The 13,678-nt window shown below is 59.4% G+C and carries 10 protein-coding genes, 2 pseudogenes and 2 riboswitches; of the genes and pseudogenes, 3 read left to right on the top strand and 9 right to left on the bottom strand.

Translation table 11 applies throughout. From position 1 onward, the window contains the following. Positions 1-5: 5 nt before the first annotated feature. Positions 6-1,310, bottom strand: coding sequence for a leucine-rich repeat-containing protein kinase family protein (locus tag ALO64_RS16285; protein ID WP_044343900.1), 1,305 nt, complete (start codon positions 1,308-1,310; stop codon positions 6-8). Between the two features lie 79 nt (positions 1,311-1,389). Then, positions 1,390-1,935 (bottom strand): TetR/AcrR family transcriptional regulator, encoded by a 546-nt coding sequence (locus ALO64_RS16280; protein ID WP_002553247.1) that lies wholly within the window; start codon positions 1,933-1,935, stop codon positions 1,390-1,392. Positions 1,936-2,041: 106 nt separating this feature from the next. Between ALO64_RS16280 and ALO64_RS16275 the strand changes: the two genes are divergently transcribed. Further along, positions 2,042-3,271: an MFS transporter gene (locus ALO64_RS16275; protein ID WP_044343901.1), complete on the top strand. Its 1,230-nt coding sequence runs from the start codon at positions 2,042-2,044 to the stop codon at positions 3,269-3,271. 34 nt (positions 3,272-3,305) lie between these two features. Here ALO64_RS16275 and ALO64_RS16270 read toward each other — a convergent pair. The 3 genes and pseudogenes from ALO64_RS16270 to ALO64_RS16260 form a co-directional block, all read right to left on the bottom strand. After that, a pseudogene (locus ALO64_RS16270) lies at positions 3,306-4,429 on the bottom strand (M14 family metallopeptidase). 101 nt (positions 4,430-4,530) lie between these two features. Continuing rightward, positions 4,531-5,064, bottom strand: a complete 534-nt coding sequence (locus tag ALO64_RS16265; RefSeq protein WP_005731776.1) for a DUF4880 domain-containing protein — start codon at positions 5,062-5,064, stop codon at positions 4,531-4,533. 493 nt (positions 5,065-5,557) lie between these two features. Next, a complete protein-coding gene (locus ALO64_RS16260) occupies positions 5,558-6,025 on the bottom strand; it encodes an Lrp/AsnC family transcriptional regulator (RefSeq protein WP_002553253.1) in 468 nt (155 codons plus the stop codon). 195 nt (positions 6,026-6,220) lie between these two features. Between ALO64_RS16260 and ALO64_RS16255 the strand changes: the two are divergent. Further along, positions 6,221-9,708: pseudogene (locus tag ALO64_RS16255) on the top strand (indolepyruvate ferredoxin oxidoreductase family protein). 84 nt (positions 9,709-9,792) lie between these two features. Here the strand turns inward: ALO64_RS16255 and cobM are convergent. Genes cobM through ALO64_RS16235 form a run of 4 tightly spaced genes read right to left on the bottom strand, consistent with a single transcriptional unit; the run spans position 9,793 to position 11,905 of the window. Then, positions 9,793-10,542 carry a precorrin-4 C(11)-methyltransferase gene (gene cobM / locus ALO64_RS16250; protein ID WP_044343902.1) on the bottom strand — a complete coding sequence of 250 codons (750 nt, stop codon included), beginning with the start codon at positions 10,540-10,542 and terminating at the stop codon, positions 9,793-9,795. 32 nt (positions 10,543-10,574) lie between these two features. Further along, positions 10,575-11,024, bottom strand: coding sequence for a cobalamin biosynthesis protein (locus ALO64_RS16245; RefSeq protein ID WP_005731779.1), 450 nt, complete (start codon positions 11,022-11,024; stop codon positions 10,575-10,577). After that, complete coding sequence (locus tag ALO64_RS16240) at positions 11,002-11,709, bottom strand: CbtA family protein (RefSeq protein ID WP_044343903.1); 708 nt, start codon at positions 11,707-11,709, stop codon at positions 11,002-11,004. Before ALO64_RS16240 ends, ALO64_RS16245 begins: the two co-directional genes overlap by 23 nt. Before the next feature lie 10 nt (positions 11,710-11,719). Next, complete coding sequence (locus ALO64_RS16235) at positions 11,720-11,905, bottom strand: CbtB domain-containing protein (RefSeq protein WP_044343904.1); 186 nt, start codon at positions 11,903-11,905, stop codon at positions 11,720-11,722. Between the two features lie 95 nt (positions 11,906-12,000). After that, a riboswitch (cobalamin riboswitch) is annotated at positions 12,001-12,214 on the bottom strand. Positions 12,215-12,272: 58 nt separating this feature from the next. After that, positions 12,273-12,495: riboswitch (cobalamin riboswitch) on the top strand. A gap of 115 nt (positions 12,496-12,610) precedes the next feature. Here ALO64_RS16235 and cobW point away from each other — a divergent pair. After that, a complete protein-coding gene (cobW, locus tag ALO64_RS16230; RefSeq protein WP_044318978.1) occupies positions 12,611-13,675 on the top strand; it encodes a cobalamin biosynthesis protein CobW in 1,065 nt (354 codons plus the stop codon). The last annotated feature ends 3 nt before the right edge of the window (positions 13,676-13,678 follow it).

Here is a 13,678-nt window from a genome sequence, read left to right as displayed (position 1 = left end):
GCGCTTTACGCGCTCCATGCTTTTATCTGTAGAAGAATCTCCGCCAGTGACGGTCGTCGCTGGCAATCAGTCTGTACGCAACTCGCCTGAAGCGCCCTTAGCCCCTCGATGACGTTCTGGTTCTGCTCATCTGCATCGCAGCGCTCCAGCAATTCTCCCAGCAAGATACCGAATGCCCGTGTTTCGATGCGCTCCAGCGCCTTTCCCTGTACCGCTGACGGGTGAAACGACGCCGCGCCGAAGTCGCTCAGCAGGCAGTTGCCATCCTCCTGCACAAGAATGTTGTGGCCATAAAGATCGCCATGCGTGATGCCGTTGGCATGCAGGTGCGCAGTGACCGACGCGATGCCTTCGGCGATACGTAACAGTACCGGCAGCGAAAAGCGTGTTTCGCGGGCATAGACATCACGGGTGCAGGATTCCAGGCTCGGCGGCCCGGCAAGATTGCCGAAGTCGGGCGCTATCAGTTCCATGACCAGGCCACGCTGTTGATCGGGATGCCCGCTGATTTGCCCGAGCACCTCGATCAGGTTGGCGTGACGGCCAGCGGCGATGCAGGCGGCCATTTCATTGAGCGGTGAGCCATCGCTGGTGACACTGCCTTTGTACAGCTTGACCGCCGTCATTCGCTCATTGTTTGCGTGCTGCCAGAGCGCCTGCTGAATGATCCCGGAAGCGCCTTCGCCCAAGCGCTGACCGATGCTCAACTGATGCCACGGGATCTGACGGATCGGCTCGGCACGGTGCTCGGCGCACAGTGGATTGTCGGCATAGGCAAGCCATGCCAGGGCAGGCAGGCTCAGCAGCCAGTCCGGCAGCTCGGTCAGGCGATTGGCCGCAATGCGGATCAGCTCCAGTTTGTGGCAATCAGCGAGGGTCGCGGGCAGCGTACGCAAGCGATTGCCAGCGAGCATCAGCTTTTGCAGGTCCGGGCGACGGCCCAGTTCATCAGGCAGGTACTCGATACAGTTATCGGTCAGTATCAGCCAGCGCAGGCGCGGTGGCAGTGCTGCGGCGCTGACCTGTTCAATGCGATTGGCCTTGAGGCCGACAATCTGCAGCTGCTGGCATTGGCCGATGCTTTCCGGCAGGTGCGTGAACGCGTTGTCTGACGCGAACAGCACGCGCAGCCGGGTAAGGCGGCACAGGTCGTCAGGCAGCGAAGTCAACGAGTTGCCGCTGAGGTTCAATACTTCCAGGGTGTCCGCCAGGTCGAATACCTCGACCGGGAATTCGCTCAGGCCGCAGGAAAGGTCAAGCCGTTTGATACCTGCCAGCTTGCCGGCGCGTAGATCTGCGAGGGTGTGCATGAATAGGCTCGGTCATTGATATCGGACAAGGCGCGCATCATAACGGGAGTTTCAGCCACTGACTGCAGCAAGTGTTGCCTCAGCTCAGGCAGCGCTCGACCCATTGACGCACGCGTTCGGGCGTGGGGGCCGATTCGGAATACAGAATCCGGTAGATCATCGGCGCAACGATGGCATCAATCAGGTCGTCGGCGGTCGGCGAGGCTTCGCCGCGAGCCGTCGCACGATCAATCATGACCTGCAATTGCTCACGGACCATTGCCGCGCACCTGCCTACACAGCCAGAGGTGCTGGCGACCACATCGCGCATCAGGGCGCGACCTGGAGTCGAAGACATTTCGTCGAGATACATTTCGCTCCAGGTCAGCAGGTCCTGGTGCAGACTGCCTTGATCTATTGGCGCATCAGGGCGCAGATGCTCAATGGCAGCGTCTGCCAGCAAGGTGGTCAAGTCACCCCAGCGGCGATAAATGGTCGACGGCGTAACGCCCGCCCGGAGCGCGATCATTGGCACGCTGAGCGCCGAACGATCATGCTCCAGCAACAAATCGCGGACCGCGCGGTGAATGGATTCCTGCACTCGGGCGCTGCGGCCTCCGGTGCGTACTGCTTCTTTGATAGCCATACGGCGGACCTTAACACAAAGTATTTGCTTTAAGCGCTCCTGCGTCGCACACTCCGCAAAAGCTAATTTATGGCTTTAACAGGTTGCATTGGCGGAGAGCGTATTCATGTCCCTTCCTTCACAAGGTTCGACGCTATCAGACCTCAAGTCTGATGGCCGGGCGCGAAGCCATCTCGGGTTTCTGGCCTTCACCACACTGTGCTTCTTTGCCGCGTCCAGCACACCCACGCCGCTTTATCACCTGTATCAGGAGGCATGGGGCTTCTCGTCCGGCGTGCTCACCCTGATTTTTGCAGTGTATGCATTCAGCCTGCTGGCCGCCTTGCTGATCGGCGGCTCGTTGTCTGATTACCTGGGGCGGCGTCCGGTGATTTTCGGTGCCTTGCTGCTGCAAATCGTTTCGATGTTGCTGTTCATTTTTGTCAGCGATGTTAGCTGGCTGATGGTCGCGCGTCTGTTGCAGGGGTTTGCTACTGGACTTGCTGCCAGTGCATTGGGGGCTGCCTTGCTGGACAGCGATTCAGTCAAAGGGCCGCTGATCAACAGCATCTCGCCCATGCTCGGCATGGCGGTGGGAGCACTGGGCACGGCACTGCTGGTGCAGTTCGCGCCGTTACCACTGGTGCTGGGTTACTGCTTCCTGTTGGCCGCCTTTGTGGCGCAAGCGATTTACCTTGGCCGAGTGGAAGAAACCGTCAGCCGCCAGCCAGGCGTCTGGCAGTCCCTCAAGCCATCGCTGCACGTTCCTCAGCAGTCGCGGCGTATGTTATGGCTGGTACTGCCGGTGGATATAGCAGCCTGGGCACTGGGCGGTTTTTTTCTGTCGCTGAGCCCATCCTTGCTGGCAGCGGCGACTGGCTTGAACTCGCCACTCAACGGTGGCCTGGCGGTTGCGGCGCTGACGCTCAGTGGCGCGCTGGCGATTCTGAGCTTGCGTCAGCGCGAGCCGGTGCTGGGATTGTGGGTAGGCGCAAGCTTTTTGCCGCTCGGTGTGGCGGTCATTCTGCTGGCGGTCAACCTGGGCATGTTGTGGCTGTTCTTCGTCGGTGCCGTGGTGGCGGGCATCGGTTTCGGATCAAGTTTTCTGGGCGCACTGCGGATGCTCATGCCAACCGCGCATGCCCATGAGCGGGGAGGGCTGATGTCAGCCTTTCTGGTACTCAGCTACCTGGCCTTCTGCATACCGGCACTGGTTGCCGGGTTCTTTGCCCACTCGGCAGGGCTGGTGATGACCAGCAATGTCTACGGAGCAGTGGTGATCACGCTGGCATTAATCGCATTGGCGAGTTTGATCGTACGCCGTACAGCCAGCAAAAACAAAAATGCCCACGTTTAAGTGGGCATTTCGGTTCGCCGACAGGTAGGAGCCCTCAGCGCAGGTCGTTAACCATCTCGGCCAGCACGGTCAATACATCCCCGGCCAGTTGCGCGGAGCGTTTGCCTGACCAGCCTGCCACCGGGTCCGGGGCGTTATCGGCATCTCCAGCGTCAGCGCCAGGCATTTATAGCGTTCGCCCACGGCATTTGCCGCCAGGTTCATATTGGCCTGGCCGGGCGCGCTGCGCGGGTAGCCGTAGACCGTCTGGAAGCTGTCGCTAACCTCGCACAGTCGGCTGCGAAAGCGCTCTTCAAGCTGGCGTTGATGCGCGGTGTACCCCGGGTTGCCCTCACACGCGGCGGTGAATACGTAGGGGATTTCCTCGTCACCGTGCACGTCGAGGAACATGTCCACGCCGTATTTTTCCATCTGCTGCTTGATGAAAAAGACTTCCGGGCTTTGTTCTTCAGTGCTGTCTTGCCACGCGCGGTTGAGATCCTTGCCGTTGGCATTGGTACGCAAGTGGCCATGAAAGGCGCCGTCCGGGTTGACGTTGGGCGCCAGATACAGGTCCGCGTTGGCGAGTAATTGCTGCAGCACTGCGTCGTCTTTTTGCTGAAGGCGTTCGATCACGCCTTCCATGAACCATTCAGCCATGTGCTCGCCGGGATGCTGCCGGGCAATCATCCAGATCTTGCGCTTGCCTTCGGCACTGTCGCCTTTGCGCAGCAGCTGAATATCACGACCCTCGACACTTTTGCCGACAGCCAGCAAGTGTGCGCCGGCCTTTTCCTGTGCCTGTTCGATCAGCCGGTCATGGCGCTCACGGCTGTAGGGTTCGAAATACGCAAACCAGACCTGCGGTTGGTCAGGCGCAAGGCTGAAGTTCAGTGCCTTGCCGTCAAAACCGGACGGCACCCGAAACCAGCTCTGCTGGTCGTAGGACGCTACGGCGTTGTAGCCGGTCCAGGCATTGTTGAAGGTGGACTCGCTGGCATTGGTCAGGCTGAAACCATAGGTTTGGCCGACGTTCAGGCCGTCAGCCTTGAAATGAAACCACTGGAAATGCGCACTTTGCGTATCTGGCCGGATCGCCAGGCTTATATGCGCGGGGTCGCTTGCGTCGAGAACCTGAATATTGCCGCTGTCGAAATCTGAACTGATCGTGAGGGTCAAGATAGGTGCCTGCTTACGTAGATGCCTTTTCAGGCCGCTACTGTACACCGATCAACCTGGCACCTTGCGACGTAAACTTCATCGCAACGGTCATCCTTGCGTCAGGAAATAGCCTCGGCGGTGACCATCAGGCTGCAGATGAATGCCGTCAGCAGGCACCACACCAGATAGGCACGTCGCTTGCGCCGATGCCAGCCGGACGCACCGAGCAACAAGGCGGGTGCCTGCAACTGGCACCACATGCGCTCGCTGTTCTGGAACGCTGAAAGGTGTGCAGCATCGGCGTCCAGCCAGTGGCGAAATTCGATGCGTTCACTGGCCGTTGCAGCAGGGCTCTGCAAGTGCACATACCAGCGGCTGGCCTGGTCCTGAATGGCACGGCTGTCATCGGTGCTCTGAAGATGTGCCTTGCCCAGTGCGCGAAGCATCGCGCGCTCTACCCGGGCGATATCGACATCCATGAAACGGGCGATGTCGGCATACGCCAGACCGTCGAGCCGACTGAGCAGAAATATCTGCCGGGTACGGCGCGAAAGCTTGCCAAGCCGGTGGCCGAGTTCGATGACCTGCGGCGCGGGTTGCGCCTCAGGCAGGCGGGCGGGGAGGTGCAGCAAAGAAGGGAGCTGATTACTCATGATGTATCGCTCGCTGATCTTCCATGGGGATTGTTCCTTGCAATGACAGGCATCGTCCGTGACAAGAGTAGACTAGTGAATACGAGAATCATTCTCAAGTGAAAAGTTGCAGCATTTACTTTTTATATGCCTTATCCGGGCATTTTCGCTGCAAAAACATGACCCGTATCAGGGTTGCTTTGCTATGATCTGCGCCATTGCTAAACACCTGCGCAGTACCCGGACTTCATTAGCCTGAAGCAGCGAAACCAAAAGAAAGAACCAAAAAAAGACCCGGCAAAAAGCTGGGTCAAAAACCGTGATTAGCCTGATGAGGAGATAATCAGGAAGCCGACCTAAGACTTCCAGGTTATCCAGCGGATCTCGCGACCCGCTGATGCAATAATAATCATTATCATTTGCAAGTCAAATGTTTTTATTGCCCTCATCGACCCAGATAATCCGCCAGCGCCTGCTCGGCGGATTTTTCTTTTTCGTTCCCACCCGACACCCTCTAGTCCAGCGGCAACTCCGTGGTGCGTTTCACCGTGCTCATGGCAATGTTCGAATGGGCCTCATGTACGTGCGGCAACTGCAGCAAATGATCGCGCAGGAAGCGCTCATAGCTGGCGATGTCCTGGGCAACCACCTTGAGCATGAAATCCATCCCCCCGGCCATGGTGTAGCACTCCAGCACCTCCGGGTGGCCGATGATCGCTTCTTCGAATTCGGCCAGATAGCGCCGGCCATGGCCCGACAGCTTGACCTCGACAAACACGGTCATGCTCAGGCCGAGCTTCTGAGTGCTGAGCAGGGCGACAGTGCGTTCTATCACTCCGTCTTCCTGAAGCCGGTGGATGCGCCGCCAGCAGGGCGATTGCGATAACTCGACCCGTTCGGCGATTTCTGCCGCCGACAGGCTGGCGTCATGTTGCAGTAGACGAAGAATCTTGCGATCGATGGGGCTCAATTTAGGCTGCATGAATTGACCTTTTTTTTTGTTCTGGTCGAAAAAAGCATGCTCAATATCAGCAGATTTGCACGCATTTAGAAAGAAAAAGCCTCTTTGCTGCTGGCAGTCTAATGGCAAGGCTGCCGGGTTGGACCGTCCCTGCGCAAAAGCCTGACACCTATAAGAACAAGACAAGAACAAGACAAGAACAAGAGAGGTATCCGCATGTCTCTGGCTGATATTCGTCTGGATGATAAATACCGGCTTGCCACCGGTAATCTGTACCTGACCGGCACACAGGCCCTGACTCGCCTGCCGATGCTGCAAAAACAACGTGATGAAGCGCAGGGCCTGAATACCGCCGGTTTTATTTCCGGCTACCGCGGCTCGCCGTTGGGCAATCTGGACAAAAGCCTTTGGGACGCCAAGGACTACCTGCAACAAAACGCCATCCATTTTCAGCCGGGCATCAATGAAGAACTGGCGGCTACGGCCGTCTGGGGCAGTCAGCAGGTCAACCTGTTCCCCCACGGCAAATACGATGGCGTGTTTGCCCTCTGGTACGGTAAAGGCCCGGGCGTGGACCGTTGCGGGGATGTCTTCAAGCACGGCAACTCGGCAGGCGTTGCAGCCAATGGCGGTGTACTGATTCTTGCGGGCGATGACCACGGCTGCAAATCATCGACCATTGCCCATCAGAGCGAACATGCGTTTATCGCTTCGATGATCCCGGTACTCAACCCCAGCAATGTTCAGGAAATTCTCGACTACGGCATCATCGGCTGGGAATTGTCGCGTTACAGCGGTTGCTGGGTGGCGATGAAAACCATTGCCGAGAACGTGGATTCTTCAGCCGTGGTCGAGGTTGACCCACTGCGGGTCAAAACGCGCATTCCGGAAGATTTCGCACTGCCGGAAGGCGGTTTTTGCACATCCGCTGGCCGGATCCGCCGCTGGCCCAGGAAGCGCGGCTCAACACCTACAAGATCTACGCGGCCAGGGCCTTCGCGCGTGCCAATCAGCTCAACAAGGTGGTTATCGATTCTGCGCAGCCCAGGCTGGGCATCATTACTACCGGCAAGTCCTATCTGGATGTGCGTCAGGCGCTTGAAGAGCTGGGTATCGATCAGGAGCTGTGCGACCGGGTCGGGATTCGCGTGCTCAAGGCCGGCATGAGCTGGCCGCTGGAACCGGTCTCGGTGCACGACTTTGCCGAAGGGCTGGATGAAATTCTGGTGGTCGAGGAAAAACGCAGTGTCATCGAAGATCAACTGACCGGGCAGCTTTACAACTGGCCCGTGGACCTCCGCCCGGTGGTGGTCGGTGAGTTCGATGAACAGGGCCGTTCACTGCTGCCGAACCTCAGCGAACTGACCCCGGCAATGATCGCCAGGGTCATCGCCAAGCGTCTTGCGCCGTTCTACAGCAGCCCGCAGATTGAGGCACATCTACAGTTTCTCAGCGACAAGGAACAGGCACTTCAGGCTCCGCTGTTCAACACCCAACGCACTCCGCATTTCTGTTCCGGCTGCCCGCACAACACGTCGACACGTGTGACGGAAGGCAGTCGCGCCCTGGCCGGGATCGGTTGCCATTACATGACCATCTGGATGGATCGGGAAACCGATACCTTCACCCAGATGGGCGGCGAGGGCGTGACCTGGATCGGTCAGGCACCGTTCACCGAAACACCTCACGTATTTCAGAATCTGGGCGACGGTACTTACTTTCATTCCGGGCATCTGGCGCTGCGTGCAGCCGTGGCCTCCAAGGTCAATATCACCTACAAGATTCTCTACAACGATGCCGTTGCCATGACCGGTGGCCAGCCAATCGACGGAGTACTGCGCGTCGATCAACTGAGCCGCCAGGTGTTCAACGAGGGCGTGCAGCGTATTGCGCTGGTCTCCGACGAGCCGGACAAGTACCCGAGTCGACAGGATTTCGCGCCGATTACTACCTTTCATCATCGGCGTGATCTGGACAGTGTGCAGCGCGAGCTGCGTGAGTTCAAAGGCGTATCGGTGATCATCTACGATCAGACCTGCGCGACTGAAAAGCGCCGCCGTCGCAAACGCGGCACCATGCCGGATCTGGAAAAGCGTGCGTTGATCAATCCGGCTGTATGTGAAGGCTGCGGCGACTGTGGGGTTAAATCCGGTTGCTTGTCTGTGCTGCCCAAGGAAACGGCTCAGGGCCGCAAGCGCGAAATCGATCAGAGCGCCTGTAACAAGGATTTCAGCTGCGTCGAAGGTTTCTGCCCAAGCTTCGTCACCGTGCATGGCGGCAAGCTGCGCAAGCCAGCATTGCCCAAGCAAGTCGAGGCGTTCGCTCGCTTGCCCGAACCTGTACTGCCGTCGCTGGAGCGACCGTTCAATATTCTGTTGCCGGGGGTTGGCGGAACAGGCGTAACCACCGTCGGTGCGATGCTGGGTTATGCCGCGAATCTGGAAGGCAAGGGTTGCAGCGTGCTCGATCAGGCCGGGTTGGCACAGAAATTCGGCCCGGTGGTCAGCCACATCCGTATTGCAGCGCGTCAGCAGGATTTGTTCGCGGTGCGTATCGCGGCTGGGGAGGCGCATCTGTTGCTGGGGTGTGACCTGCTGGTAGCGGCAGGGCCGGATGCGATTGCCAAGCTCGACAGCAAGATTTCCCACGCGGTGGTCAACAGCCAGCAAACGCCGACTGCCGAGTTTACGCGCAACCCGGATGCCGTGTTTCCGGCCGAGGCCATGAAGCAGACCATCATCGAGGCGGTCGGCGCTGCGAAGACCCACTTCGTCGAAGCCACATCGCTGGCCACCCGGCTGATGGGCGACAGCATCGCCAGCAACCTGTTCATGCTCGGTTACGCGTTTCAGCTGGGCCTGATTCCGCTGACCTCGGCGGCCATCGAAAAGGCGATCGAACTCAACGGGGTGGCGGTCAATCTCAATCAGCAGGCGTTTCTCTGGGGCCGTCGTACCGCCCATGATCCTGCGGCGGTCGAAGCCTTCGTCAATCCGCAGCAGAAGGTCAGCGAGCCGCAGCAGCCAATGGACCTTGATCAGCGTATTCAGAGTAATGTCGAAACCTTGAAGGCGTATCAGAACGGCGCCTATGCCAAGCGCTATGTGGAGTTGCTGCAACGTGTGCGCGATACCGAATCACGCGTGTTTCCCGGTCAGCAGCCGATGCTCTCTGAAGCGGTTGCGTTCAACTATTTCAAATTGCTGGCCTATAAGGATGAATACGAAGTGGCACGGCTGTACAGCAACGGCGAGTTTACCCGCCAGTTGGAAGCGCAGTTTGAAGGCGATTATCGGCTGGAATTCCACTTGGCCCCGTCATGGTTGGCAAAACGCGATCCGCACAACGGCCTGCCGCGCAAACGCAGTTTCGGCCCCTGGATGCTGCGCGCCTTCAATGTATTGGCGAAATTCAAATTCCTCCGTGGCACAGCGCTCGATCCGTTCGGCCACAGCCTTGAGCGCAAACAGGAGAGGGAGCTGATTGACGGTTACGTGCGTGACATCGAACTGATTCTTCAGCACCTGCAAGCACAGAACCGCCATACCGCCTTGAACCTGGCACGTCTGCCGGAGCGAATTCGTGGCTATGGCTATATCAAGGAGAGCGCCATGAAAGCGGCGGCATTGCAGGCCGACATTCTGCGCAAGAGCCTGGAAAGTGGCGAAGTGGTTGCACCGAAGTTGTACGAGGCGGCTGCCTGACGGGGAGATGCTTCGCATCGACTGGTCGCAGCGACCGGGGGTGATCCGCTGTGTTCAGCGCCGGGAGTACCGCCTTCGCCAATATCAGCTCGGTCTGAACAGGTGTGCATGCCCGGCGCGGTACAGCGAGGACTCGCTGAACGTGTCGTCGGCAAGCACACGTCCGACCAGGATCAATGCAGTGCGACGAAAGCCTTTGGCCTGCACTTTGTCGTGAATGTCCGACAGTGTGCCAACTGCCCAGTCCTGATCTGGCCAACTGGCACGGTGCACCACGGCAATCGGGCAATCGGTTCCGTAATGTGGAACGAGCTCGTCGACAATCCGCTGCAGGTTGTTCACCCCCAGATGAATCGCCATGGTTGCCCGGTGGCTGGCCAGACTGGCCAGCTCCTCGCCGCTGGGCATTGAGGTCTTGTCGGCATAGCGAGTCAGAATCACGCTTTGCGACACATCCGGCAGGGTCAGCTCGACGCCCAGCAGCGCAGCGCAGGCAGCGGTCGCGGTGACGCCGGGAATGATTTCGAATGGAATACCCAGTTCCCGCAGATGGCGGATCTGCTCGCCGATGGCGCCATACAGGCTCGGGTCGCCGGAATGCACACGAGCAACGTCCTGGCCCTGCGCATGCGCGGTCTTTATCAGCTCAATGATCTGCTCCAGATGCAGCTCGGCGCTGTTGGTCACCTGCACGGCCTGATGGCCTTCCAGCACGGCGAGCGGCACCAGTGAGCCTGCATAGATAATGACTGGGCATGTGCGAATCAGGCGTTGCCCCTTGACGGTGATCAGCTCGGGATCGCCAGGGCCGGCACCGATGAAATAGACAGTCAATGAATTCTCCGGAGTGGATGAGCGCGGGGAGATTATCCGCTGTGTGCAGGGCTGATTGCCAAGGCAAATGTGGCGTTGGCGCTTTTTTGCCGTTCGATCAGCAGGGTGGCGGTGCCGTCTCCCAGTTGCGCGGCCAGCGCCAGTGCCGAACCTTCGGCGACACCGTGACAGCCCGTGGTCTGGAAGACCTGCGCAGAACGATGGGTGAGGTGCAGCTCCCACGCAACCAATTGCGCTGCGTTGAAGAACACCAGCGGCACTGCCAGTTGCGCGGCCAGTTCAAGCAGGCCCGGTTCCTGGTCTTTCAGGTCGATACATGCCAGCGCAGTGACGCTGGCAATCTCCAGGTCGATCACGCGAAGGCTGTTCTCGATCAGCTCGCGCAACGTCGCTGCGGAGCAACCGCGCCGACAACCCAGCCCGGCCACCAGTGACGCGCCGGGCTGAACGGTCGGTGAATCAGGCCTGATGCAGGTCGGCATCGTTTCTGCGGAACAGCCAGGCACTGATCAGCCCCATCGCGACCCAGAACAACGCGTTGGTCAATAGCGAGGCGATCATGAATTGCGATTCCAGAGCCTCCGGTGCCAGGCCCTGAGGGACCAGTGGTTGTGGTGCGCCGATCACATGAGGAACGACCAGAATCGCCACGCCCAGAGCTTTGAGCAGCCAGTTCTGACCAAATACCAGCAAGGCCAGCCCGGCGGCAGTCGATGCGGCCGTGCCTATCCACCAGGCCTGACGCTGACTCAGTTCGGCGGCAGCTGTGCCGGGCAATTCAGGTGGCAGGCCAAGCGTGGGTGCCAGCACAAAAACCGCGAAACCGGCCAGCCCCCACCATACGCCTTGCACCGTGCGGCCCGGCGCATGCAGGGTGTAAAGCCCGGCAAGCATCAGGGCGAAGCCTACTGCGACCACCAGGTTGCCGCCCGTGGTGGACAGCACGCGCTGCCAGCCGTTTTCAGGTTCCCAGGCAGCTTCGTCATGCGTATGACTGTGCTCGGCAGTCGCGCCGTCGGCATGCCCATGGACCTGTTCGGCAGTTGCGTTCTCGTAGGTTTCGGCCTGCTGGATCAGTGGCACCACCCAGAAGCTTTGCAGCACGGTCAGCAGCAGGGCCGCAAGCAGGCCCGTGAACCCGGCAGTTTGTGCGATTCGCTTGAACATTGTGGAGTCCTTAATGGCAAGGAAAGGCAGCGCTGTGACGTGTATCGTGTGCGGCGTTGTGTACGGCCGCGATGTGCGAGAAACCGGCGAAGTACACCAGACATGCACCCAGCAGCGCAGCGCTGATGGCGGCTGTCAGGCGTTGAGTGCGTGTGGAGCTGGTAGTGGAGGCGTGGCTGCTGCTGATGGTCGACATGGCGATCCCTCTTGGTGATTGGCAAGCGGGCCACGCGCAAGGGAACCTGCCGGCAGACGCCGAAGGTTTCAACTGCGCCCGCCCACCGCGGGTTTGTCATTCAACGATGTCGGGCCGGTCTCCGGGCTCGCGAAGGGCTCAAACGTCGCGCGTTCAAGGCCTGCAAGGTCACCTTCCCATGCCGTGGCACAGTGGATAAGACCTTCTCTCGCTTACCGTTGCGGGGGCAGCACCGGACTTGCTCGACAGCGTGAGCGCACCGGTTTCCCGTTTCACCCCGTGAGGGGCACCCGAAACAAAGCGTACAGGAGAGCATGGGCGGCGGGGAATCGTCAATCTGAACGATTGACCTGTCTGCGGTCACTGCGTAGCCTTGCCGGTTCGAGGTTCTCCATGCGTAAAGCGTTACACATGGAGCTAAGACGGGAATGCGGTACACGCCGCAGCTGCCCCCGCAACTGTAAACGGTGAGGTTCATTGCACAGCCACTGCTACGGCGGGAAGGCGCGATGAATGCGTGTCGGCACGGTCTTGATTGCCTGCCACATGCCGCCGTGAGCCAGGAGACCTGCCTCGAACCGGGCTGACCAAAAGGCCTGCGAATTCTCACTACAACCGGGCGGGGTGATCCGGTGGCGATCCGATCCGTGTGCCAGGCATGCGGTTCTCGTCCTGTTTGCCCGCCGCATTGCCAAAGGGCACCTGATGAAAACACTGGCCAAGCTTCCCGTCACCATCGTCACCGGCTTCCTCGGCTCGGGCAAAACCACCCTGCTGCGGCACATGCTCGATAACGCCGAAGGGCGGCGCATCGCGGTCATCGTCAATGAATTCGGTGAACTGGGCATCGACGGAGAAATCCTTAAGCAGTGCACCATCGGTTGCACCGAAGAAGAGGCCAACGGCCGGGTATATGAGCTGGCCAACGGCTGCCTGTGCTGCACGGTGCAGGAAGAGTTCTTCCCGGTCATGCGCGAGCTGGTCGCTCGCCGTGGCGATCTGGACCACATCCTGATCGAAACCTCGGGGCTGGCATTGCCCAAGCCGCTGGTTCAGGCTTTTCAGTGGCCGGAAATTCGCAACGCCTGCACGGTCGATGCGGTGATCACTGTCGTCGACAGCCCTGCGGTATTGGCCGGTACGTTTGCTGCGTTCCCCGATCAGGTCGATGCGCAGCGCAAACTCGACCCGAATCTGGACCATGAGTCGCCTCTGCACGAGCTGTTCGCTGATCAACTGGCCAGCGCCGATCTGGTGATCCTCAACAAGGCCGACATGATCGACGCCGAAGGTCTGGCAGCGGTGCGTGCCGAAGTTGCCGAAGAATTGCCGCCAGCCGTCAAGGTGATTGAAGCCAGCAGCGGTCGTCTGCCGATCAGCGTACTGCTGGGTGTTGGCGCCGAGTCCGAGCTGCACATCGATGGTCGCAAGACCCACCATGATCATCACGACAATGACGATCATGATGACCACGATCACGATGCTTTCGATTCGATTTCCCTGAAATTGCCTCAGGCCGATGAGAAGTTGTTGCTCGACGCACTGAATCAACTGGTCGTGCAGCACGGCATTCTGCGCGTGAAGGGCTTCGCGGCCATTCCCGGCAAGCCGATGCGCCTGCTGATCCAGGGTGTGGGTACGCGTTTCGACAAGCACTTCGACCGCGCCTGGCGCGCCGACGAAGAGCGTGCCACGCATCTGGTGCTGATTGGTCAGGAGCTGGATGCCGTGGCCCTGCAAGCGCAGCTCAACGCTGCAGTTGTCGGCTGACCC

It is taken from the genome of Pseudomonas meliae (assembly GCF_001400515.1).
GTDB classification, from domain to species: domain Bacteria; phylum Pseudomonadota; class Gammaproteobacteria; order Pseudomonadales; family Pseudomonadaceae; genus Aquipseudomonas; species Aquipseudomonas amygdali.
This window is presented reverse-complemented; position numbering and strand designations above follow the sequence as displayed.

Coding starts and splice junctions, on each gene's coding strand:
- ALO64_RS16285 (WP_044343900.1), bottom strand. CDS start 1,310: ATGCACACCCTCGCAGATCTACGCGCCGGCAAGCTGGCAGGTATCAAA.
- ALO64_RS16280 (WP_002553247.1), bottom strand. CDS start 1,935: ATGGCTATCAAAGAAGCAGTACGCACCGGAGGCCGCAGCGCCCGAGTG.
- ALO64_RS16275 (WP_044343901.1), top strand. CDS start 2,042: ATGTCCCTTCCTTCACAAGGTTCGACGCTATCAGACCTCAAGTCTGAT.
- ALO64_RS16265 (WP_005731776.1), bottom strand. CDS start 5,064: ATGAGTAATCAGCTCCCTTCTTTGCTGCACCTCCCCGCCCGCCTGCCT.
- ALO64_RS16260 (WP_002553253.1), bottom strand. CDS start 6,025: ATGCAGCCTAAATTGAGCCCCATCGATCGCAAGATTCTTCGTCTACTG.
- ALO64_RS16245 (WP_005731779.1), bottom strand. CDS start 11,024: ATGCCGACCTGCATCAGGCCTGATTCACCGACCGTTCAGCCCGGCGCG.
- ALO64_RS16240 (WP_044343903.1), bottom strand. CDS start 11,709: ATGTTCAAGCGAATCGCACAAACTGCCGGGTTCACGGGCCTGCTTGCG.
- ALO64_RS16235 (WP_044343904.1), bottom strand. CDS start 11,905: ATGTCGACCATCAGCAGCAGCCACGCCTCCACTACCAGCTCCACACGC.
- cobW (WP_044318978.1), top strand. CDS start 12,611: ATGAAAACACTGGCCAAGCTTCCCGTCACCATCGTCACCGGCTTCCTC.